Here is a 22081-nt window from a genome sequence, read left to right as displayed (position 1 = left end):
CCCGGCCCATCCGGCACTTGATGCCCCACTTTGCCGCCAATCGGCTTGGCGGCCAGTCGGTGCTCGCGTTCGGCCTGAAACTATGGGGTGCGGTCGCGAGCTTCGGCTTGAACTGGCTGATCGCGCGCCACTTCGGCCCCGCCGGAAGCGGCGAATTCGGTATCGCGCTGACGACGCTGACGATCACGTCATATTGTGTCCTCGCCGGGCTCGACACGATCGTCGTCCGGTCGGTTGCCGGTGATCTCGCCGAGCATAAGACAGGCGACGCGCGCGGCGTTGTCAAAACCGTCGCAACGGCGGTAGCGATCGCCGGGCCATTGGTCGCCGCGACGCTGTACGTCTTCCGCCAGCCGCTCGCGACGCACATCCTCCACCAGCCCGAGATGGCGACGATGCTCGGCATCATGATCTGGGCGGTCGTGCCGCTGACCCTCCAGCGGATCGCGTCGGCGGCATTGCGCGCGTCGGGCAACGTGATGCTGTCGCAAGTCATCGACGGGCCTGCCGGGACGACGCTCGCTGCGGTCGGCCTCGCGGTCGGCATCGCCGCCGGGGTCGCCCAGAGCATATTGCTCCCCGCCGGACTTTACCTGACCGGGGTCCTCGCCGGATCGGCGATCGGCTGGCTCGCGTTCCGCCGGATATCGCACGGCTGGGCCGCGCCGGTCCCGCTCGCAGTCGTGCCGCTGATCGTCGCCGGCCTGCCGATCCTGCTATCGAACCTCAGCCAGCTCTTCACCGAATGGTACACCACGGTCTCGCTCGGCGCGCACTGGCCGGTCGAGGTCGTCGGGCAGTATCGCGCGGCATGGCAGTTCGTCATGCTGGCCGGTCTCGTCCAGCTCGCCATGGAGGTGATCATCGGCCCGCGCATTGCCGCCGCCGCGCGTATCGGCGACACCGATGGCATTGCGCGGACCGCGCGGCGGATGGTCGGCCTCGTCCTCGTCCTCGCCGCGCCGCTGTTCATCGTCATCTTCGCCGCCCCCGGGTTCCTCCTCGGCATCTTCGGCCCGCGCTTCGTCGGCGGTGCGCTGGCATTGCAGATCCTCGGTGTCGGGCAGCTTGTCCGCCTTGCCTCTGGGCCGCTCGGGGTTATCCTCGTGATGACGGGCAACCAGCGTTGGGTTCTCGTCTACGCCGGGAGCGCGGTGGTCCTCTGCGTCGGCTTCGCGCTGTGGCTGATCCCGCTGTACGGCGCGGCGGGCGCGGCGGCGGCGACGGCCGCGGCGATCATCGGCCGCAACCTGATCGCGATCGCGGTCGTCCATTTCGTGCTCAGGATCAATCTTTTCCGCAAGCCCGCCGCGTGATCCCCTCCCCCGCACTCGACCGCGTTGCGCGCGGCCAGTTGTGCACCGGCTGCGGCCTGTGCGCGAGCCTCGCCGACGGCGCGATTGAGCTCACCACCGTCGCCCCGGGCTTCACTCGCCCGCATCAAATCGCGGACATTTCAGGCCCCGCCGAAGCCGCGATTGCCGCCGCTTGCCCCGCGCTCGTCATCGATAACCGCCCCGCCGCGCCGCACTACGACGCCTTGTGGGGACCATGGTTCACGACCGCCACCGGCTACGCGACCGACGCCGCGCTCCGCCACCAGGCGTCGTCGGGCGGTGTCATCTCGGCGCTTCTCGTCCACGCCCTCGCGACCGGCATGGTCGACTATGTCGTCGAGACCGGGATGGACGCGCACCAGCCGCTCGCCAACGTCACCGTCACCGGTCGCACCGCGAGCGAGGTCTTCGCCGCAGCGGGATCGCGCTACGCCAGCTCGTCGCCGCTCGCAGGGATTTCGGCGCTGCTCAATGGACCCGGGCGCTTCGCCTTCGTCGGCAAGCCGTGCGACGTTTCGGCCCTGCGCGCGCTCGCCCGGATCGACCCGCGCGTCGATGCCAAGGTCCCACTGATGCTCGCGTTCTTCTGTGCCGGTGTCCCGAGTGGCGACGGGGCACGGCGCATCCTCAAAGCGATCGACGCGCCCGAAAACGAGGTCACCGCCTTCCGCTACCGCGGCGACGGCTGGCCCGGCAGTGCCACCGCGACGCTGCGCGACGGCACGACACGGAGCATCAGCTATCACGACAGCTGGGGCAAGATCCTGTCGAAGGAGGTCCAGTTCCGCTGCAAGATCTGCCCCGACGCGGTCGGCGGCGCGGCCGACGTCGCCTGCGCCGATGCTTGGTACGGCGACGAAAAAGGCTATCCCAGCTTTGCCGAGCAGGCCGGGCGTAGTCTCGTGATGACGCGAACCGCGTTCGGCGAGGCACTGGTCCGCGCCGCCGTCGATGCCGGTGCGATCGTCACCGAGCCGCTCGATCCCGGCGAAATCGTCCGGATGCAGCCGTCGCAGGCGCGGCGGAAGCGCGAACTGATCGCCCGCCTCGCGGCGGTCAGGGTTGCGGGCCGTCCGGTGCCCCGTTACCGCGGCGTCCGGCTGCTCGCGGCGGCGCGGCAGGCTTCGGTCGTACAGCATGCGCGCGCCTTCGCCGGTCTCGTTCGGCGGCTGGCCCTGCGGCGAACATAGGAGACGACGTGGCGCGACGTGGAATCATACTGGCCGGCGGTTCGGGGACGCGGCTGTATCCGTTGACCAAGCCGGTCAGCAAGCAGCTCATGCCCGTCTACGACAAGCCGATGATCTATTATCCGCTGTCGGTGCTGATGCTCGCGGGCATTCGCGAGGTGTTGATCATCACCACTCCCGGCGACGCTGCCGCCTTCCGCCACCTGCTCGGCGACGGCTCCGACTGGGGCATGACGATCGCTTATGCGGTCCAGCCTGAGCCGAAGGGACTGGCACAGGCGTATCACATCGGCGCGGACTTCATCGGCGATGCGCCGTCGACGTTAATCCTCGGCGACAACATCTTCTACGGCCACGGCCTGCCCGAACTGCTCCACGCCGCCGACGCGCGGACCGACGGTGCGACGGTGTTCGGCTATTACGTCAAGGACCCGGCGGCATACGGCGTCGTCTCGTTCGACGAAGCGGGTCGCGCGGCGACGATCGAGGAGAAGCCGGTCGCACCGAAATCGAATTATGCGGTGACCGGGCTGTATTTCTACGACGGCACCGCGGTCGCCCGAGCGCGTGACATCCGCCCGTCCCCTCGCGGTGAGCTCGAGATCACCGACCTGAACCGGGCGTATCTCGACGACGGCAAGCTCGCGGTCGAACTGATGGGGCGCGGCTTCGCGTGGCTCGACACCGGCACGCACGGCTCGCTGCTCGACGCCGGCCTCTATGTCCGGATCGTCGAGGAGCGCCAGGGGCTCAAGATCTGCTGTCCCGAGGAAATCGCGTGGCGGCAGGGCTTCATCGACGCCGAGCAACTCGCCCGGATTGCCGAGCCGCTGCGCAAGAGCGGCTACGGCGAATATCTGCTCGACCAGCTGAAGACCGCGGCATGAAGGTCGTCGACACCCCCCTGCCCGGCGTCAAGCTGATCGAGCCGCGCGTCTTCGGCGACGACCGCGGCTTCTTCCTCGAAAGCTGGAACGCGAAGACTTTCGCCGACGCCGGTCTCGATCTCGAGTTCGTCCAGGACAACCACAGCCGGTCGGCCAAGGGCGTGTTGCGCGGCCTGCATTATCAGCTCGACAATCCGCAGGGGAAACTCGTCCGCGTGACGATCGGGCGGGTGTTCGACGTCGCGGTCGACCTCCGCCGATCGAGCCCCGATTTTGGGCGCTGGGTCGGCTATGAGCTATCGGCGGAGAATAAGGCAATGCTGTGGGTGCCGCCGGGCTTCGGTCACGGCTTCGTCGTCCTCAGCGACACCGCCGACTTCCTCTACAAGTGCACGACGCTCTACTCCCCGCCCGACGAGCGCGCGATCCGCTGGGACGACCCCGATCTCGCGATCGACTGGCGGCTCGACGGGATAACCCCGTTGCTGTCGGCGAAGGATGCCGTTGCGTCGAGCTTCGCCGCTGCCGAGGTGTTCGCATGAGAGCATTGATCGCCGGGTCGGGCGGGCAGCTCGGTCGCGCACTCCAGGCGACCGCGCCCGCCGGGGTCACCGTCATCGCCCCGCCCGAAGCCGGCTTCGACATCACCGATGCCGAGGCGGTTCGCGCCATCGTCGCCGAGGCTCGCCCCGATGTCATCATCAACGCCGCCGCTTACACCGCCGTCGACAAGGCCGAGGCCGACGAAGCCGCCGCGCGCCGGGTCAACGTCAATGCGGTCGGCACGCTCGCCGCCGCCGCGCGGATCGCCGGGGCAGGCTTTGCGCATGTCTCGACCGACTTCGTCTTCGACGGTACCGCGCACCGTCCCTACCCGCCCGACGCGGCGCCGAATCCACTCGGCGCCTACGGGCGGACCAAGCTCGATGGCGAACTCGCGGCAACCGAGTTCCATGCCAACCCGCTGATCGTGCGGACGGCTTGGGTCTATGCTGCGGTCGGCAACAACTTCGTCGCGACGATGCTGCGCCTGATGCGCGACCGCCCCGAAATCCGCGTGGTCGCCGATCAGATCGGGACGCCGACACACGTCCCGACGCTCGCGCGGACACTGTGGACGCTGATCGCCGGCGGTCACACCGGCACTTTCCACGCGACCGACGCGGGCGTCGCATCTTGGTACGACTTCGCGGTCGCGATCCACGATGAGGCGTTGGCGATCGGGCTGCTGACGACGCCGGTCGCGGTGCTGCCGATCCGGACCGAGGATTATCCGACCCCCGCGCGCCGCCCGGCGTTCGGGGTGCTCGACAAGACGACGACATGGGCGATCACGGGGCCGGGGCGGCACTGGCGCGCCGAACTGCGCGACTGCCTAGCGGCGATGAAGGACCCGACATGAAGCTGCTTGTCACCGGCGGGGCCGGCTTCATCGGGGCGAACTTCGTCCATTACTGGCGCGACCGTCACCCCGGCGATACCGTCGTCGTCCTCGATGCGCTGACCTATGCCGGCAACCGCGCGAGCCTCGCCGGAGTCGATGTCGATTTCGTCCACGGCGATATCCACGACGAGTCGCTGGTCGAAGGGCTGCTGCGCGACCGGGGCATCGACACGCTCGTCCACTTCGCCGCCGAAAGCCACGTCGACCGCTCGATCCACGGCCCCGACGCATTCGTCGACACCAACATCCTCGGCACCCATAGCTTGTTGAAGGCGGCGCGGACCGTCTGGCTTAAGGGCAGCGGCACGCCACATCGCTTTCACCACGTCTCGACCGACGAAGTCTATGGCACGTTGGCGGCGAACGATCCGGCGTTCAGCGAATCGACGCCGTACGCGCCCAACTCGCCATATTCGGCGACGAAGGCAGCGTCGGACCACCTCGTTCGCGCCTATCACCATACCTACGGCCTGCAGGTGACGACGTCGAACTGCTCGAACAATTATGGTCCGTACCAATTTCCCGAGAAGCTGATCCCGCTGTTTCTGATCAACGCGCTGCATGGCCGGGCCTTGCCGATCTATGGCGACGGCCAGCAGATCCGCGACTGGCTCCACGTCGAGGATCACTGCCTCGGCATCGACCTCGTCATCGCGAAGGGCCGGGTCGGCGAGACGTATAACGTGGGCGGCGGCGCCGAACTCGCCAACCTCACCGTGATCGACACGCTTTGCGCCGCGGTCGACGCCGCCTTCGCCGCCGACCCGTGGCTCGCCGCGCGCTTCCCCGACGCCGCCGCGGCTAAGGGCGCGCCGAGCGCAAGCCTCAAGACCACCGTCGCCGATCGCCCCGGCCACGATCGCCGCTACGCAATTGACGCGCGCAAGATCAGCGATGAGCTGGGCTATGCCCCGCAGCGCAGCTTCGCGCAGGGGTTCGCGGCGACGCTCGACTGGTATCTGGCGAACGAAGCCTGGTGGCGGAGCGTGATCGACGGCAGCTACCGCGACTGGGTCGCAACCAACTATAGCGCGCGGTAGAGCGCGAAGCGCGTCAGCCCGAGGTCAGCGTTCGTGCTGCGTTCGGGCTTGTGCGGGTGCTTGTGCGCGCGGCGAAAAGACCACCGCACGCCGCCCGGCAAGCGGTGGTCCCCATCTTATTTAGGGGTCGACGCTGTGTCTGTGGTCGTCGTCGATGTATTGCCGGCGGCATCGGTGGTCTTCGTAACAGCCGTTTTGTGCGCGACCCGGTGATGGGCACGGTGCCGAGCGTGGTGGTGGACGACAACCACCGGCTTGGTTTCGCTGGTATGTTCGGAGGTCGTCGTTGTCGTCGACTGGCTGGCCGTCTGCGCCGAGACGAGCGCAGGCGTGCCAAGCATCGCTGCCGCGATCACCAATGTTTTGAAGGTCATATCAGTCTCCCCAGTTCCCGTCGGCGGATTATCCGGCTCGACGCGCGCGAGATGCGCCTCACTATAATAATCCCAACCGTTCGATATGCCAGCGCTCGCGCACTGCGCCTTATCACCGGCTTGGCGTTCGGCGATGGCAGCGTTATCAGCGTAACGGTCAACCTTGGCATCATCGTCACCGCCTTCGCACAGGCGTAATATCTGGTTCTTGCAGGAGCACGGCGATGAGTCGCATCCGTTACTTCAACTTCTGGCTGTTCGTCGTGGCGATGATCGTCGTCGCCCTCGCGACCGGCCCGGTCGTCGGTCCTGCACGCAGCGTCCTGATCGGCTTCGACGCCGGTGCCCTGCTCTGGATCATCCTGACGCTGCGGATGATGTGGGGCAGCAAGACCGACACGATGCGCGCGCGCGCCAAGGAGAATGATCCCGACAGCCATATCCTGCTGGCGATCGCCTTGCTCATCGTCGCGGTCGTGCTGGTCGCAGTGACGGTCGAACTCGTCGGTGTCAGCGGCGGCCACGGCAGCGCACTCGGCGTCGCTGGCGGCACGCTCCTGATCGTTTGGCTTTTCAGCAACCTCCTGTTTGCGCTGCATTATGCCCATGGCTTTTATGCCCCGGGCGATATCGACGATGAGCCAGGCCGCGGTGACGGCGAAAAGCAGGATAGCGGTGGTCTCGAATTTCCCGGCGACGCGATGCCGAACTACAGCGACTTCGCCTACTTCTCGTTCGTCCTCGGGATGACCTTCCAAGTGTCCGACGTGCAGATCACCTCGCAGTCGATGCGGCGGCTCGCGCTCGGCCATGCGCTCGCTGCGTTCCTGTTCAACATCATCGTCGTCGCGCTCAGCGTCAGCCTGATCGGCAACATGCTGCAAAAGTAGTGAGGTCCGGGGCATGGTGGGCGCGACAGGGTTTGAACCTGTGACCCCACCCGTGTGAAGGGTGTGCTCTACCGCTGAGCTACGCGCCCATGCCGGGGAGCACCGCGTCTAAGAGGCTGACGGCCCGGTGTAAAGCCGGCAGTGCTCGCCGACGTCAGTTGACCGCTGCCTTGAGCAGTTTGCCGGGAGTAAACTTCGGCTGATTGCTCGCGCCGAGTAACATCGGATCCCCGGTACGCGGATTGCGGCCTGATAATGCCTTGCGGTGGGTGACGTGAAACGTCCCGAAGCCGACCAGCCGGACGTCGTCGCCCGCTCTCAGCGCGACCTGGATCGCTTCGAGGGCAGCGTCGAGGGCCCGTCCCGAATCGACCCGTCCAAGCCCCGTGGATTCAGCAACGAAGGTAACAAGGTCATACTTGTTCATGGTGGTTGCAGTCTCCGGCGGACATCGTGCCCCCCTGCCGACCCCCAGTCGATCTTACGCCCTAGCCCTGTCCTCTAGTCAAAAAGAAACCGCGCCGAATGCGCGGTTTCTCTTTCGAATAGGTGGTTGCCCGCAGTTAGTGACGAATGGCGACACCGTCACCGATCGAGGCCGCAACGGCGGCCGGATCGGGGCGCGCGGCGAGATCGTCGGCCTCATTCCAGATGATCGGCACCAGCGGCGAAACCAGCGCGTGTTCGAGCACCTGATCGGCGTGCGCCACCGGGATAATGCGTAGTCCCTCGGTGACGTTCTTCGGGATCTCAGCGAGATCCTTCTCGTTCTCCGCCGGAATCAGGACCGTGGTGATCCCGCCACGTAAAGCCGCGAGCAGCTTCTCCTTGAGCCCGCCGATCGGCAGCACCCGCCCGCGCAACGTGACTTCGCCGGTCATGGCGATGTCCTTGCGAATCGGGATACCCGTCAGCGTCGAGACGATCGCGGTGACCATCGCCACGCCCGCGCTTGGCCCGTCCTTCGGAGTCGCGCCTTCGGGAACGTGGATGTGGATCTCCTTCTTCTCGAACAGGCTCGGCTTGATTCCGTAGGTGACCGACCGCGCCTTGACGAACGACAATGCTGCCGAAATCGATTCGGTCATGACGTCGCCGAGCTTGCCGGTCGTCTTGATCGTCCCCTTGCCGGGCGAAGTGACCGCCTCGATCGTCAGCAATTCACCACCGACTTCGGTCCAGGCAAGCCCGGTGACCGCGCCGATCTGGTCCTCGATCTCACCGACGCCGAACTTGTACTTCCGGACCCCGGCAAACTCGTGGAGGTTGTCCGAGTCGACAGTCACCGACGTCGCCTTGCCCTCGAGGATACGCCGCAACGACTTGCGCGCCAGCTTCGCCAGCTCGCGCTCGAGTGTCCGCACCCCAGCCTCGCGGGTGTGGTACCGAATCAGGTCGCGCAACGCCCCATCGGTCACGGCAAACTCAGTCTTCTTGAGACCGTGGTTGTCGTACTGCTTCAACAGAAGGTGACGCTTGGCGATCTCGACCTTTTCGTCCTCGGTGTAACCCGCGAGCTGAATGATCTCCATCCGGTCGAGCAGCGGCTGCGGCATATTGAGCGAGTTCGCCGTCGTCACGAACATCACGTCGGACAGGTCGTAGTCAACCTCGAGATAATGGTCGTTGAAAGCCTTGTTCTGCTCAGGGTCGAGCACCTCAAGCAGTGCCGACGACGGATCGCCACGGAAATCCTGGCCGAGCTTGTCGATTTCATCGAGCAGGAACAGCGGGTTCGATGCGCCAGCCTTCTTGAGGTTCTGGATCACCTTGCCGGGCATCGATCCGATGTACGTCCGGCGGTGGCCGCGTATTTCGGCTTCGTCGCGCATCCCGCCGAGCGATTGGCGGATGAATTCACGACCGGTCGCCTTGGCAATCGAGCGTCCGAGCGAGGTTTTGCCGACGCCCGGAGGGCCGACGAGGCACAGAATTGGCCCCTTCAGCTTGCTCGTCCGCGCCTGGACCGCGAGATACTCGATGATCCGGTCCTTGACCTTTTCGAGGCCATAATGGTCGCCGTCGAGCACCGCCTGCGCGGCGACGATGTCGCGCTTGACCTTGGTCTTCTTGCCCCACGGCAAGCTGAGCACGGTATCGAGATAGTTGCGCACGACGGTCGCTTCCGCCGACATCGGCGACATCGCCTTGAGCTTCTTGAGCTCGCCGATGACCTTCTCGCGCGCCTCCTTGCTGAGCTTGGTCCGCGCGATCTTCTCCTCGATCTCGGCGGTCTCGTCCTTGGGCTCGTCGCCCTCGCCGAGTTCGCGCTGGATCGCCTTCATCTGCTCGTTGAGATAATATTCGCGCTGCGTCTTCTCCATCTGGCGCTTGACGCGCGAACGGATCTTTTTCTCGACCTGGAGGACGCCCATCTCGCCCTCCATGAAGCCGAATACGGCCTCGAGGCGCTTGACGACTTCGAACTGGCTGAGCAGCGCCTGCTTGTCGGCGATCTTGAGCGTCAGGTTGGCGGCGATCGTATCGGCGAAGCGTCCCGCCTCGTCCATCTGGCCGACCTGCACCGCGATTTCGGGCGCGGTCTTTTTGTTGAGCTTCACATAGGCTTCGAACTGCTTGATCGCCGAGCGGACAAGTCCCTCGACGAGCGTCGGGTCACCTATCGTCTCCTCGACTTCATCGGCGCGACCGACGAGATACTCACCCGACGTGTCGAGCTTGCCTAGTTTGGCGCGAGACTGGCCCTCGACAAGGACCTTAACAGTGCCATCGGGCAACTTCAGCAGCTGAAGGACGGTCGCCAGCGTACCGACGTCGTAGAGGTCACCCTCGCCAGGATCCTCGTCGCCGGGGTTCTTCTGCGAGAGCAGGAAAATCTGCTTGTCGCCACCGTTCATCACGGCTTCGAGCGCCTTCACCGACTTATCTCGGCCGACGAAAAGCGGGACGATCATTTGCGGGAACACGACAATGTCGCGTAACGGAAGGACGGGAAGGGTCTGCATTCGTTCAACTCCACACCGCCCGGTGGCGGACGTTACGATCGTAATCCCGACCGCTCCACGCGGATATGGGAGCGCCCTGCCCCCGCATCAATCCACCCGCCTCACTCGCCTAATGTTGTATTACGGCGCCCGGAATATCAGCCTAACATGACCGAACGATACCGGAAGCGAAGATGACGGTTACCGCGACAATCGGCACGTCGATTTCGGCGACAGTGTGGCCGAGTTGACGAAAAAAGACGTCGTTCACGTAATGCAAAAATGGCATTTCGCCAGTGGCCGCAGATCATGACCGGCGTTTTGCAGTTAGCAGATATCGCGATCCTTGGTTTCCGGCAGCGCGAATAACGTCACGACGAAGGCCACTGCAACTACCGCGAACGTATACCACAGGCCACCGAATGGGTCGCCGGTTCGGGCGATGATGAACTGCGAGATCAGCGGCAGGAAGCCGCCGAAGTAGCCCGTTCCGATATGATACGGGATCGACATCGAGGTGTAGCGGATGCGCGCCGGAAACAGCTCCACGAGTACCGCCGCGACGGGACCATAGGTCATCGCCGACAGGATCCCGAGCGCCAGCCCGGTGGCGACGATGAGCAGGTTGTTACGCGGCCCCGGGTTGTCCTTGGTCGGGTAACCGGCTTTGGCGAGCGCTGCCTCGACTGCTGCCTTGTCGAACTGCCCGCCGACGCTGTCGAGGTCGACCGCAATCGTGCCCCCGACCGTAATGCGCAGTGGCAGGCTTCCCGATTCGTGTCGGTGAAAGCCGATCCCGCGCGCTGAGAAATACTGCATCGCCTCGCCGCACGCGGTGTCCTGTTTGTGAGCGAAAGGATCATAATGGCAAAGGACCCCGGTCACGATGATCGGCGCGGCGGCCGAGGCCTTCGCCAGCGTTGGGTTCGCTGCGCTCGAAAGCAAATGGAATAGCGGAAACAGCAACAGCAGGGTCAGGCCGTAGCCGCCGATGATCATCGGCCGGCGCCCCCAGCGGTCGCTCAGGTGTCCGGAAAGTACGAAGAACGGCGCTGAAAGCAACGCAGTGGCACCGCACAACAGCTTCGCGTCGGTCTCGTCGACGAGAGCAGTCTGCTGGAGAAAATACAGCACCGAGAATTGCGCGGTGTACCAAATTACGGTCAACCCGGCGGCGATCCCGAAGAGCGCGACGAACAGCAAGCGGACGTTGCCTGGGGTACCGAAGGTCTCACGCAGAGGGTTTGCGCTCGTCTTGCCCTTAGCCTTCATTGCCATGAAAATCGGGCTCTCGCGCAACTTGAGCCGGATATAGAGCGATATTGCGAGCAGCAGGAGCGAAACAATGAAAGGAATGCGCCAGCCCCACGCTGCGAACGCATTCTTTCCGACGAGCGCCGTCGTCCCGAGAACGACCATCAGCGACAGGAGAAACCCGCCGACGACCGACGCCTGAATGAAGCTCGTGAAGAAGCCACGGCGGCCTTTCGGGGCGTGCTCGGCGACGTAGATCGCCGCGCCACCATACTCCCCGCCGAGTGCCAGTCCCTGCAAAAGGCGAAGTCCGACGAGCAACGCCGGCGCCCAGATGCCTACTTCAGTGAAGGTCGGCAGAAAGCCGACGAGCGCAGTCGCGATACCCATCAGCGTGATCGTGGCGAGGAAAGTGTGCTTGCGCCCGATACGGTCGCCGAGGACCCCGAAAATTAACGCGCCGATCGGCCGGACGCCAAAGCCGGCACCGAAGGTTGCAAGGCTGAGCAAGAGCCCTGCGGTCGGATTGTCGCTCGGAAAGAACAAACGCCCGAGGAGCGCTGCCAGTGTCCCGTAGACGAAGAAATCATACCATTCGAAGATCGTGCCGAGCGACGACGCGACGATGATCAGGCGGTCGCGTTGCGGATGAAGAGCGACATCCCCCGTTCCCGTCGCAAGCTGCGTCGCCATCGCTCAGTGTCTCCCCGCTCCGTCTTACGAAGGCGCGACCGGAACGGCAAGGAACGCAGGCCTATGCAGGCGGATCGGCGATCATCGCGGTAAATCGCGCTTCGGCGACGACCTTGCCGCTGACGGTTGCGCGACCGGCGAACTTGCAGACCGTCGCGCGGCGCTGGATGAACTCGACGTTGAGATCAAGCAGGCAACCGGGTTCGACGGGAGCGCGAAACTTCGCTTCCTCGATCGCCATGAAATAGACGAGCTTGCCGCTGCCCTGCAGGTCCATCGACAGGATGGCAAGGACGCCGGCGGTTTGCGCCAGCGCCTCGACGATGAGAACGCCGGGCATGATCGGACGTCCCGGAAAGTGCCCAGCGAAAAACGGCTCGTTGATCGACACCGCTTTGATCCCGCGAGCCGACCGGTCGCGGACGATGTCCTCGACTCGGTCGACGAGCAGCATCGGGAAGCGATGCGGGATCAGCCCCATTATCGCCTGGACGCCGACCGGTTCCAGCGGCGGAAGCTCGGTCGGCGGCCCGGCGTCGTACACCGCTATATTACTTCGCGGCCGCAGCGGTCGACACGCGCGGCAGCGCCTTGTCGAGACGCGCGAGGACATCGGCGGTGACGTCGATTGCCGCCGAATGCTGGAGCGTCGCGCCTTCAGCGAGAACGATCGTCGCGTTGCGCTCACGCATCACGGTAGAGATGACCGGCTGCGCGGCGTCGTTGATCTGCTTGAGCACAAGCTGGCGCGACGCCTGGAAGTCGCGATCGCGCTTCTGGAGGTCAGCCTCAGCCGCCTGCTGGCGCGACTGCAGATCGCGCGCCTTGGTCTGCCATGCGGTGATCGCGGCGGGAGCAGCGGTCTGCGCAGGCTGCGCCTTCTGCAGCGCTTCGCCCTCGGTGCCGAACTGGGTCCGCAGCGAGGCGAGACGCGCCTGGATGGCATCGGCACGCGTCTTGAGATCGGCAGCGGCCTGCTTGCCGGCAACCGATCCGTTGATGACCTGATCCATGTCGACAATGATCACGACCGGGGGCGGGAGTGCCTGCGCCAGTGCCGCAGTGCCACCAAGCATCGCGGCGAGCAGAATTGCAGTCTTCGAGATGATCTTCATTAGAATTGCGTCCCTACGTTGAATTGGAAGAGTTTGGGCTGATCGCCTTCTTGTTTCAACAACGCCTTGGCGAGGTCGAAGCGGAACGGACCGAACGGTGAGTTCCACGAGACACCCGCGCCGACCGCCAGACGAGGTTTGGCGGAGTTGCCGTAGAAGAACTCCTGGAAGCCGGTCCCACCGGTATTAGCGCTGCAGTTCAGGCTGGCCGGAAGTTGCTTGGCCGTTGCCGGTGGCTGCTGACAGATCAACGTCGGCTGGGCAACCTTGAAGACAGCGCCGACGTCGGTAAAGATCGACGGACGCAGGCCGAGTTCGGCACCGGCAGCACCTAGCGGGATCTGGATCTCGATGCGGCCGCGGTAATACGCCTCACCACCGATCGAGTCGTCGGTGAAGGTCGTCGTATCTGCCGAGACACTTCCATCGGCGTTGAGGGTCTTGCGAACGACGCGCGGACCGACACCGCGGATACCGAACCCGCGCAACTGGCCTTCACCGAGGAAGAAGCGGTCGGTCAGCCGGACAGCCTGCCCGCCGTAGCCGAAGATGTAGCCGCCCTCGCCGCCGATGTTGAGGACGAAGCCGCTGCTGTCGCCGAACAACGGGTGATACCAGTCGTAATTGAGCCGGGTCCGCAGGTAATTGACGCCGAAGCCGACGCCCGCGAGGTCCTGGCTGAAGACAAAGCGCTGGCCGCGGCTCGGCTTCACCGGATTGTTCACGCTATTGTAGATCAGGCTGTAGCCGACCGACGACGTCGTGTAGCTGCCGAGCGAATCGCACAGGTAGCGGCCAGCGAGCAGCGGGTCGCAGACGCCGTTGGTGTAATACGTCGCCTGATCGAGCGTGACCTTGTCGAAGGTCAGGCCGTAGCGCAGCGACGCCGCCCAGAATTCCGTGATCGCGAAGCCGAGGCGGAGCTGGCCGCCGGTCGTCGTCTGCGAATAGGTCGTGTTGCGCGAATTATCGGCAAGCGTGTTGAACGCGTTGTAATCGCGACGGAATAGGTCGAAACCGAGTGCGAGGTTGCGGCCGAACAGATATGGCTCGGTGAAGCCCGCCTCGATCGACTTCGAGTAGCTCGAGATATTTGCCGAAAGGCGAAGCTCCTGAGCCTTGCCGCGGAAGTTGCGCTGGGTGATTGAGCCCGACAGGATGAAGCGCTCGAGGCTCGAGAAACCCGCCGAGATCTGCAGTTCGCCGGTCGACTTCTCCTGGACGTTCGCCTCGAGGACGACCTTGTCGGGCGTCGATCCGGGCTTCTGCTCGATCTCGAGCTTGTCCTGGAAGAAGCCGAGACCTTGGAGTCGGTCCCGGGTGCGCTTGACCTTAAAGGTGTTGAACGCGTCGCCTTCGGCCAAGCGGAACTCGCGGCGAATGACGTCGTCCTTGGTGCGGACGTTGCCGTTGATGTTGATCTTCTCGACGTAGACGCGCGGTGCTTCCGCGATCTGAAACACGATGTTCATCTCGCGCTTGTCTTTGTCGCGATTGAACTGCGGCCGAATGTCGGCGAATGCATAGCCGAGCAACCCTGCAGTTTCCTGCAGCGTGTCGACCGTGTTCTCGATCTTCTGGGCGTTGTACCAGTCGCCCTTCTTCTCGGTCAGCAATTTCTCGAACGTTTCCGCCTTGATGTCGCGGATATCGCTCTCGATCTTCAGGTCGCCGAACTTGTAGCGCTCGCCCTCATCGACGACGTAGGTGACGATGAAGTCCTTGCGATCCGGAGTCAGTTCAGCGACCGCCGAAACGACGCGGAAGTCGGCGTACCCCTGGGTCAGGTAGAACTGACGCAGCTTTTGTTGGTCGTAGGCCAAGCGGTCAGGGTCGTACGTGTCGTTCGACGCAAAGATACGCCACGGGCGCGCCTGACGCGTCGCCATCGAGTTGCGCAACACGCCGTCCTTGAACTTGGTGTTGCCGAGAATGTTGATCTGTCGGACCTTCGACTTCGATCCTTCACTGATCTCGAAAACGACGTCGACGCGGTTCTGGTCGAGCTGGACGATCTTAGGTTCGACTGCGGCAGCGAAGCGCCCGCCGCGACGATAAACTTCGAGGATGCGGCTGACGTCGGCGCGCGCCTTCGAGCGCGTGAAGATCTGGCGCGGAGCAAGGCGAACTTCCTCGCGGACTTTCTCTTCCTTGACCCGCTTCGCGCCCTCGATGAGCACGCGGTTGATCACCGGGTTCTCCTTGACGGTGATCGTCAGCGTGCCGTTGTCGTCCAAAATCGTCGCGTCGGCGAACAACTCGCTCGCGTAAATTTCCTTCAACGCCTTGTCGAGCCGATCGCGGTCGTACGCGTCCCCGACGTCGAGGTTAATATACGACCGGACCGTCTCGGGCTCGAGACGCTCGGTCCCCTTGACGATGATCGCGCGGACCGTGCCCGACGTGTTCGGAACAGGAGTCGGAAAACTGTCAGCGGGCGCGGCGACGTCGATTGCCGGAGCAACTTGCGCGACTGCGGCATGGCTCAGTGATGTTCCGGCGAGCAACGCAAGCGTCAGGCGCGCGGCCCGGCTTGGCGCGGTACGACGCGATGCCGGCAGCATCAAACGTTCTTCATTCACGCGAAACCCGCCCTTCACACAGCCCCGTGGCTCCGGTCGCCCTGATGGACCACCGGCAATTCGCCCCCGCGAACCGCACTTTCACCCGAACAGCCCCGAAAGGTGCTGCCAGACACCGACCGCAGCCAGATCGTTCCACGTCAGGAAAACCATCAGCGACAAAAGTGCGGCAAACCCCGACATGAAGGCAAATTCCTGAACCTTCGGTGCCAAGGGTCGCCGACGGACGGCTTCGACCGCGTAGAGGAACAGATGCCCCCCGTCCAGCATCGGAACTGGCAGGAGATTGATGAATCCGAGATTAATCGAGATTAGCGCCATGAACTGCACGAGGTTGGGCAACCCGAGCGCCGCCTGCTGGCCCGAAATCTGCGCGATCTTGATCGGCCCGCCAAGTTCGGTAACGGCGCGACGGCCAGTGACGACATCGACGATACCATCGGCCATCGTCCCGGTAAGCAGCCAGACTTCCTTGATAGCGTAGCCGAGCGCGACGGGCGGTGCGACCTTGACCACGATCCGCCCGCCGCTACCGACGCCGAGCTGGCCCTGCTGGTAGTGATTGCCGAAGCGGTCGATTTCATCGATGATTTTAGGGCGCACCGTCAGGTGGAGGCGCTTCCCGGCGCGATCGACCTCGGCATCAATGGGAACGCCGGTGCTCATCGTCACGACGCGAATGACGTCTTCGAAGCGCTCGACCGGCGCGTTGTCGAGCGTGACGATACGGTCCCCTGCGACGAACCCGGCGCGCTCGGCAGGGCTCCCGGCGACGACTTTCGCCACGCGTGCGGGCGTGAAGGCATGCCCGTAGATCGCGAAGAAAGCCGCGAATACAGCGATCGCGAAAGCAAAATTGGTGAGCGGTCCAGCGAGAATGACGATCGCCCGCTGCCACAACGGTTTCGATTGAAACATCACCGCGCGTTCCGCTGGGGTCGCTTCAGTGACATCAGCAGCTTCGCTCGCTGCGTTCATGTCCCCCGCGAATTTGACATACCCGCCGAGCGGCAGCAGTCCAACCTTCCAGCGTGTCCCGCGGCGGTCGGTCCAGCCGACGATCTCGCGCCCGAACCCGATCGAAAAAGCGTCGGCCTTTACCCCGAAGATGCGTCCTGCAAGGTAGTGGCCGAACTCGTGGATGAAGACGAGGACACCGATGACGACGGCGAAGGTTGCAAGCGTGAGGATCAGGCTCGGTTGCGGCATCGTCTCCATCAGCGCATCCTCTCCGCCATGAGCCGCGTCGCCTCGATGCGAGCGCGGGCATCGATCGCCACGACCTCGTCGAGCGACGCGATCGGTGCGGCATCGAGGCAATCGAGGGTATCCGCGACGATTGCGGCGATATCAAGAAAGCCGATCTGACCGGCGAGGAAGCCCGCGACGGCAACCTCATTTGCGGCGTTGAGCACCGCGGGCGCCGATCCGCCGATACGAAGCGCCGCCCATGCGAGGCCGAGCGCAGGGAAGCGCTCGAAGTCTGGCGCTTCGAACTCGAGCCGCGCGACGGCCGCGAGGTCGAGCCGCGCGCTCGGCGTCGCCATACGCTCGGGCCACGCGAGGCAGTAGGCGATTGGGGTCCGCATATCGGGGGACCCGAGCTGCGCGAGCATCGACCCGTCGATGTATTCGACGAAGCTGTGGACGACTGACTGCGGGTGGACGATGACCTCGAGTTGGTCGGCGGTGACCGGGAACAGATGATGCGCCTCGATCAGCTCGAGTCCCTTGTTCATCAGCGTCGCTGAATCGACCGAGATCTTCGCGCCCATTGACCAGACCGGATGATTGCATGCCTGCTGCGGGGTCGCCGCACGCATCGTCTCGATCGAGGCGGTCCGGAACGGACCGCCCGATGCCGTCAGGATGACCCGCGTGACGCGCTCGGGCCGCGCGTGGTCGAACACTTGGAAAATCGCATTATGCTCGGAATCGACCGGCAGCAGGACCGACCCCGATGCTTTCGCTGCCGCGCGCACGAGATCGCCCGCGCAGACCAAGGTTTCCTTGTTGGCTATGGCGAGCGTCGCGCCCCGCTCGACCGCTGCGAGCGTCGGCGGCAAGCCCGCCGCGCCGACGATCGCCGAGAGGACGACCTCGGCAGGTCGCCGTGCGGCATCGCAGAGCGCGCTTGCACCTGCCGCGACCTCAATGCCGCTCCCGGCGAGCGCGACCTTAAGCGCGGCGTAGCAGGTCTCGTCGGCGACGACTGCCAATGCTGCGCCGACGGCACGCGCCGCACTTGCCAACCCGGCGACATCGCGGTGGGCCGTAAGCGCTTCGACCTTCCAATGAGCGGGCGCGCGCTTGATCAGGTCGAGCGTCGACGCCCCGACCGACCCGGTCGCGCCGAGAACGGTAATTCCGCGCGGGCTCATGGTGTAATCCCGCTGATCGCGACGATTGCCGCAGCGAAGACCGCGACCGGCACAAGGCCGTCGATCCGGTCCATCACGCCGCCATGCCCCGGCAGCAAATTTCCGGAATCCTTGACCCCGGCGCGGCGCTTGAGCCAGCTCTCGAACAAATCGCCCACGATCGCCGCCACAGCGAGAAACGCCGCGATGATGCTGAAGATGACGATCGTCTGGATGTGACTGACGTCGCCGTCCACGGTAGGACCAATCGCCAGCGAGGTCAGGATCGCGCCGGTAATAATCGCCGCGACGACGCCCCCGATCGCGCCTGCCCACGTCTTGTTCGGGCTGATCGCCGGCGCGAGCTTGCTCCCGCCGATCGCGCGGCCGGTGAAATACGCCCCGATATCGGTCGCCCAGACAACGGCGAGGACCGCAATCGTCAAGGCAATCCCGGTGTTGGGCAGGCCGCGTAGCCAGATCAGCGCGATCATCGGCAGGCCGCAATAGAGCAATCCTGCGGCAAGCCAGAAGGCACGCTGGCGGTCGAAGCTGCGCATGAAGAGGCCGAGCAGCCCGGCGGATGCCGCGAGAACGATGATCGCATCGACCGACGATTGACGCGCGGCGACACCGCCGGTGAACGCGAGCACGATGAGGCTTGCGAGGCGAAACCCCCGGCCGATGCCGTGCATGACACACCATTCCGCGCTCATCAGAAGAACCGCGATTGTAACCAGCGCAGTGAAGGCGAGCCCGCCGTACCAGACTGCGGCGCAGGCAACGACGATCAGCGCGGCACCGACGACGATACGGGTTATCAGCCCACCGCTGGCGGTCACGTCAGCGCCCACCATAACGCCGGTCGCGTGTGCCGAACGCCGTCACCGCCGCCGTCAGCGACGCGGCGTTGAAATCGGGCCAGAGTTCGTCGGTGAAGACGAGTTCGGCGTACGCCGCCTGCCACAGCAGGAAGTTCGACAGCCGCTGCTCGCCGCTGGTACGAATGAGGAGATCGGGCGGCGGCAGGTCGACGGTGTCGAGCCGCGCCTCGATCGCCGCAGCATCGATCGCCGCCGGATCGAGCGTGCCCTCGAGCGCCGCCGTCGCGAGTTCGCGCACGACGCGCGTCAGTTCGTCGTGCGACCCGTAATTAAGCGCGAGAACCAGCGTCATCTTCGTATTGTCGCGGGTCAGTTCGGCGGCTTCGCCCAGAAGGGTGACGAGGTCGCCGTTCAGCCCCGACAAGTCGCCAATGAAGCGCATACGGATGCCGTTGCGATGGAGTTCGGCGATTTCGGTGCGGAGATAATGGCGGAGGAGGCCCATGAGGTCGCTCACCTCGTCGGCGGGGCGGCGCCAATTCTCGCTTGAAAAAGCGTACAGCGTCAGAACTTCGATGCCGAGCGTCGGCGCGGTCTCGACTGCACGACGGACCGCCTCAACGCCCTTGCGATGCCCGGCGAGGCGCGGCAAATGACGCTTTTTCGCCCAGCGCCCGTTGCCGTCCATGATGATCGCGACATGCCGCGGCGGTGCCCCCGCGCCCCCGCCAGCGGCTAAGGCCCCTGCGTCGCGATTGGCGGGACGCAGGCTCACTTGCCGAGGATTTCCTTTTCCTTCGCGCCCGACACGGCATCCATCTCGCCGGTGATCTTATCGGTGATCTTCTGGACGTCGGTCTCGAGCTTCTTCTGCTCGTCCTGGCTGATGTCGCCCTTCTTCTCGGCGGCCTTCAAGCTCTCCATCCCGTCACGGCGGACGTTGCGGACGGCGATCTTGGCCTTTTCCGAATATTGCGAGGCAAGTTTGGCAAGTTCCTTGCGGCGCTCCTCGGTCAGGTCGGGAATCGGCAAGCGCAACGTCTGACCATCGGTGATCGGGTTGAGCCCGAGCCCGGCCGAGCGGATCGCCTTCTCGACCATCTGAACGTTCGACTTGTCCCAAATCTGGACCGACAGCATCCGCGGCTCGGGCGCGGTCACCGTTGCAACCTGCGACAATGCCATGTTCGAACCGTAAACCTCAACCGTCACCCGGTCGAGCAGCGACGTCGACGCACGCCCGGTCCGCAACCCGCCGAGGTCGGACCTGAGCGCATCGACCGCTGAGTTCATCCGCCGTTCGAGATCGGCCTTGTGCGCCACTGCATCGAATATCGCCATCGTCTTATCCTTCCCCGCCAACGGTCGTCGACACACCTTCGCCTGCGAGGACCGCCGTCAGGCTGCCCTCGGCGCGGATGTTGAACACGACGATCGGAATGTTGTTGTCGCGGCACAAAGCAACCGCGCTTGCATCCATCACCTTTAGATCGTCCGCCAGGACCTTGGAAAAGCTCAGCGTTTCGTAACGCTTGGCGGTTGCGACCTGTTTCGGGTCGGCGTCGTAGACACCGTCGACGCTCGTGCCCTTGAACAGCGCGTCACAACCCATTTCAGCGGCGCGGAGGGCGGCGGCGGTGTCGGTGGTGAAGAACGGATTGCCGGTACCGGCAGCGAAGATCACCACCCTGCCCTTTTCGATGTGCCGCTCGGCACGCCGCCGGATGTAGGGCTCGCAGACGCTTGCCATTGGAATTGCCGACTGTACGCGGGTATCGACCCCGGCGCGTTCGAGTGCGTTCTGCACCGCGAGTGCGTTCATCACCGTCGCAAGCATGCCCATGTAATCGGCACTCGCGCGATCGAAGCCCTTCGCTGCCGCTGCCAAGCCACGAAAGATGTTGCCGCCGCCGACGACGAGGCACAGCTCGTAGCCGGCGTCGCGGGCGCGCTTGACCTCGACCGCGATGCGCGCGGTTTCGGCGGGGTCGATGCCATACTGGCCCGACCCCATCAGCGCTTCGCCCGACAGTTTGAGCAGGATGCGCTTATACGCTGGTCGAGCCATAGGGGTCGTCAACTCCGGGAACCGCGGCGACACTAGAGACGGGGCTGGACGCTGCCAACCCCGGCGATCAGGCGCGAGGTTCAGACGGCGACGCGATCCCCGAGGCAGCAGCGACTTCGGCGGCGAAGTCGCTGGTTTCGCGCTCGATACCCTCGCCGAGCTGGAAGCGGACGAATTCGGTGACGGTAATCGGCGTGCCGGCGGTCTTGGCGGCGGCAGCGACGACATCAGCTACCTTCGATTTGCCATCGATCACGAACACCTGCGTCAGCAGCGCATTCTCTTGGCGGTACTTGCGAACGCCGCCTTCGATCATCTTTTCGAGGATGTCGGCAGGCTTGCCCGAACCGGCGGCCTTCTCGCGGGCGATCGCACGCTCGCGCTCGACGACGGCGGGGTCGAGACCATTCTCGTCGAGAGCCAGCGGGTTGGCGGCGGCGATGTGCATCGCGATCTGGCGCCCGAGCGGCTCGAGGACTTCGGGCGACGCCGATGACTGAAGGCCGACGAGGACGCCGATCTTGCCCATGCCGGTGACGACTGCGTTATGGACGTACGAGACGACGACGCCTTCGGAGACTTCGACGATCTTGGCGCGGCGCAGCGACTGGTTCTCACCGATCGTCGCGATATTGTGGAGGAGGACGTCCTTGACGCTCATGCCGGCGCGCTCGGGGTACATTGCGCCAAGCAGCAACTCGACGTCGTCGCCGTGGGTCGCCGACATGCCGGTGACGGTGCGGACGAAGCTCTGGAACTGGTCGTTCTTGGCGACGAAGTCGGTTTCTGAGTTCACCTCGACCGCTGCGCCGCGCTTGCCGCTGACCTGAACGCCGACGAGGCCCTCGGCGGCGGTGCGCCCGGCCTTCTTCGCGGCCGAGGCGAGACCCTTGGTACGCAGCCAATCGACCGCAGCTTCCATCTCGCCGCCGTTTTCGCTCAGCGCCTTCTTGCAGTCCATCATGCCCGCGCCGGTACGGTCGCGCAGGTCCTTGACCATGCTCGCGGTGATGTCGGCCATGGGATGCTCCTTATGCTAGTGGCGTCATCCCCGCGGAAACGGGGGCCCGTCACCCCA

At 64.7% G+C, this 22081-nt stretch carries 21 protein-coding genes and 1 tRNA gene; 8 read left to right on the top strand and 14 right to left on the bottom strand.

Translation table 11 applies throughout. The features are described 5' to 3' along the window. The first annotated feature begins 20 nt into the window (after nucleotides 1–20). The 8 genes from KTC28_RS13530 (at nucleotide 21) to KTC28_RS13495 (ending at nucleotide 7162) form a co-directional block, all read left to right on the top strand. The gene (locus KTC28_RS13530) at nucleotides 21–1316 is read left to right on the top strand and encodes a lipopolysaccharide biosynthesis protein (protein ID WP_216707666.1); all 1296 of its coding nucleotides are present in this window, start codon (nucleotides 21–23) and stop codon (nucleotides 1314–1316) included. Then, a complete protein-coding gene (locus KTC28_RS13525) occupies nucleotides 1313–2527 on the top strand; it encodes a Coenzyme F420 hydrogenase/dehydrogenase, beta subunit C-terminal domain (protein WP_255602024.1) in 1215 nt (404 codons plus the stop codon). The genes KTC28_RS13530 and KTC28_RS13525 overlap by 4 nt, the downstream gene beginning before the upstream one ends. Nucleotides 2528–2535: 8 nt before the next feature. Next, complete coding sequence (gene rfbA, locus KTC28_RS13520) at nucleotides 2536–3414, top strand: glucose-1-phosphate thymidylyltransferase RfbA (protein WP_255602022.1); 879 nt, start codon at nucleotides 2536–2538, stop codon at nucleotides 3412–3414. Beyond that, nucleotides 3411–3956 carry a dTDP-4-dehydrorhamnose 3,5-epimerase gene (rfbC, locus tag KTC28_RS13515; RefSeq protein WP_216707665.1) on the top strand — a complete coding sequence of 182 codons (546 nt, stop codon included), beginning with the start codon at nucleotides 3411–3413 and terminating at the stop codon, nucleotides 3954–3956. The genes rfbA and rfbC overlap by 4 nt, the downstream gene beginning before the upstream one ends. Further along, nucleotides 3953–4816, top strand: a complete 864-nt coding sequence (gene rfbD, locus KTC28_RS13510; RefSeq protein WP_216707664.1) for a dTDP-4-dehydrorhamnose reductase — start codon at nucleotides 3953–3955, stop codon at nucleotides 4814–4816. The genes rfbC and rfbD overlap by 4 nt, the downstream gene beginning before the upstream one ends. Continuing rightward, nucleotides 4813–5898 (top strand): dTDP-glucose 4,6-dehydratase, encoded by a 1086-nt coding sequence (gene rfbB, locus KTC28_RS13505; protein WP_216707663.1) that lies wholly within the window; start codon nucleotides 4813–4815, stop codon nucleotides 5896–5898. Before rfbD ends, rfbB begins: the two co-directional genes overlap by 4 nt. A 197-nt stretch (nucleotides 5899–6095) precedes the next feature. Beyond that, a complete protein-coding gene (locus tag KTC28_RS13500; protein ID WP_216707662.1) occupies nucleotides 6096–6470 on the top strand; it encodes a hypothetical protein in 375 nt (124 codons plus the stop codon). Between the two features lie 26 nt (nucleotides 6471–6496). Then, complete coding sequence (locus tag KTC28_RS13495; protein ID WP_216707661.1) at nucleotides 6497–7162, top strand: DUF1345 domain-containing protein; 666 nt, start codon at nucleotides 6497–6499, stop codon at nucleotides 7160–7162. 14 nt (nucleotides 7163–7176) lie between these two features. Here the strand turns inward: KTC28_RS13495 and KTC28_RS13490 are convergent. From KTC28_RS13490 to tsf, 14 genes are all read right to left on the bottom strand, one after another. Further along, nucleotides 7177–7251 (bottom strand) — tRNA-Val (locus KTC28_RS13490). A gap of 65 nt (nucleotides 7252–7316) precedes the next feature. Next, nucleotides 7317–7589, bottom strand: a complete 273-nt coding sequence (locus tag KTC28_RS13485) for an HU family DNA-binding protein (protein WP_216707660.1) — start codon at nucleotides 7587–7589, stop codon at nucleotides 7317–7319. A 136-nt stretch (nucleotides 7590–7725) separates the two neighbouring features. Continuing rightward, nucleotides 7726–10128 (bottom strand): endopeptidase La, encoded by a 2403-nt coding sequence (lon, locus tag KTC28_RS13480; protein ID WP_216707659.1) that lies wholly within the window; start codon nucleotides 10126–10128, stop codon nucleotides 7726–7728. A gap of 306 nt (nucleotides 10129–10434) precedes the next feature. Continuing rightward, nucleotides 10435–12054 carry an MFS transporter gene (locus KTC28_RS13475; RefSeq protein WP_216707658.1) on the bottom strand — a complete coding sequence of 540 codons (1620 nt, stop codon included), beginning with the start codon at nucleotides 12052–12054 and terminating at the stop codon, nucleotides 10435–10437. A gap of 61 nt (nucleotides 12055–12115) precedes the next feature. Further along, a complete protein-coding gene (gene fabZ, locus KTC28_RS13470; RefSeq protein WP_255602452.1) occupies nucleotides 12116–12535 on the bottom strand; it encodes a 3-hydroxyacyl-ACP dehydratase FabZ in 420 nt (139 codons plus the stop codon). 70 nt (nucleotides 12536–12605) lie between these two features. Next, nucleotides 12606–13169: an OmpH/Skp family outer membrane protein gene (locus KTC28_RS13465; protein WP_216707656.1), complete on the bottom strand. Its 564-nt coding sequence runs from the start codon at nucleotides 13167–13169 to the stop codon at nucleotides 12606–12608. Then, complete coding sequence (bamA, locus tag KTC28_RS13460; RefSeq protein ID WP_216707655.1) at nucleotides 13169–15733, bottom strand: outer membrane protein assembly factor BamA; 2565 nt, start codon at nucleotides 15731–15733, stop codon at nucleotides 13169–13171. The genes KTC28_RS13465 and bamA overlap by 1 nt, the downstream gene beginning before the upstream one ends. A gap of 99 nt (nucleotides 15734–15832) precedes the next feature. Further along, the gene (gene rseP, locus KTC28_RS13455) at nucleotides 15833–16969 is read right to left on the bottom strand and encodes an RIP metalloprotease RseP (protein WP_255602021.1); all 1137 of its coding nucleotides are present in this window, start codon (nucleotides 16967–16969) and stop codon (nucleotides 15833–15835) included. Beyond that, nucleotides 16969–18132 carry a 1-deoxy-D-xylulose-5-phosphate reductoisomerase gene (locus KTC28_RS13450; RefSeq protein WP_216707654.1) on the bottom strand — a complete coding sequence of 388 codons (1164 nt, stop codon included), beginning with the start codon at nucleotides 18130–18132 and terminating at the stop codon, nucleotides 16969–16971. Before KTC28_RS13450 ends, rseP begins: the two co-directional genes overlap by 1 nt. Beyond that, the gene (locus tag KTC28_RS13445; RefSeq protein WP_255602020.1) at nucleotides 18129–18953 is read right to left on the bottom strand and encodes a phosphatidate cytidylyltransferase; all 825 of its coding nucleotides are present in this window, start codon (nucleotides 18951–18953) and stop codon (nucleotides 18129–18131) included. The genes KTC28_RS13450 and KTC28_RS13445 overlap by 4 nt, the downstream gene beginning before the upstream one ends. Nucleotide 18954: 1 nt before the next feature. Further along, complete coding sequence (locus tag KTC28_RS13440) at nucleotides 18955–19623, bottom strand: isoprenyl transferase (protein ID WP_255602451.1); 669 nt, start codon at nucleotides 19621–19623, stop codon at nucleotides 18955–18957. 83 nt (nucleotides 19624–19706) lie between these two features. Next, entirely contained in the window at nucleotides 19707–20276 is a 570-nt protein-coding gene (gene frr / locus KTC28_RS13435) for a ribosome recycling factor (protein ID WP_216707652.1), read from the bottom strand. A 4-nt stretch (nucleotides 20277–20280) separates the two neighbouring features. After that, nucleotides 20281–21003 (bottom strand): UMP kinase, encoded by a 723-nt coding sequence (gene pyrH, locus KTC28_RS13430; RefSeq protein ID WP_216707651.1) that lies wholly within the window; start codon nucleotides 21001–21003, stop codon nucleotides 20281–20283. Nucleotides 21004–21070: 67 nt separating this feature from the next. Next, nucleotides 21071–22024, bottom strand: a complete 954-nt coding sequence (tsf, locus tag KTC28_RS13425) for a translation elongation factor Ts (protein WP_216707650.1) — start codon at nucleotides 22022–22024, stop codon at nucleotides 21071–21073. Nucleotides 22025–22081 lie beyond the last annotated feature (57 nt).

Source organism: Polymorphobacter megasporae (assembly GCF_018982885.2).
Classification (GTDB): Bacteria; Pseudomonadota; Alphaproteobacteria; order Sphingomonadales; family Sphingomonadaceae; genus Polymorphobacter_B; species Polymorphobacter_B megasporae.
This window is presented reverse-complemented; position numbering and strand designations above follow the sequence as displayed.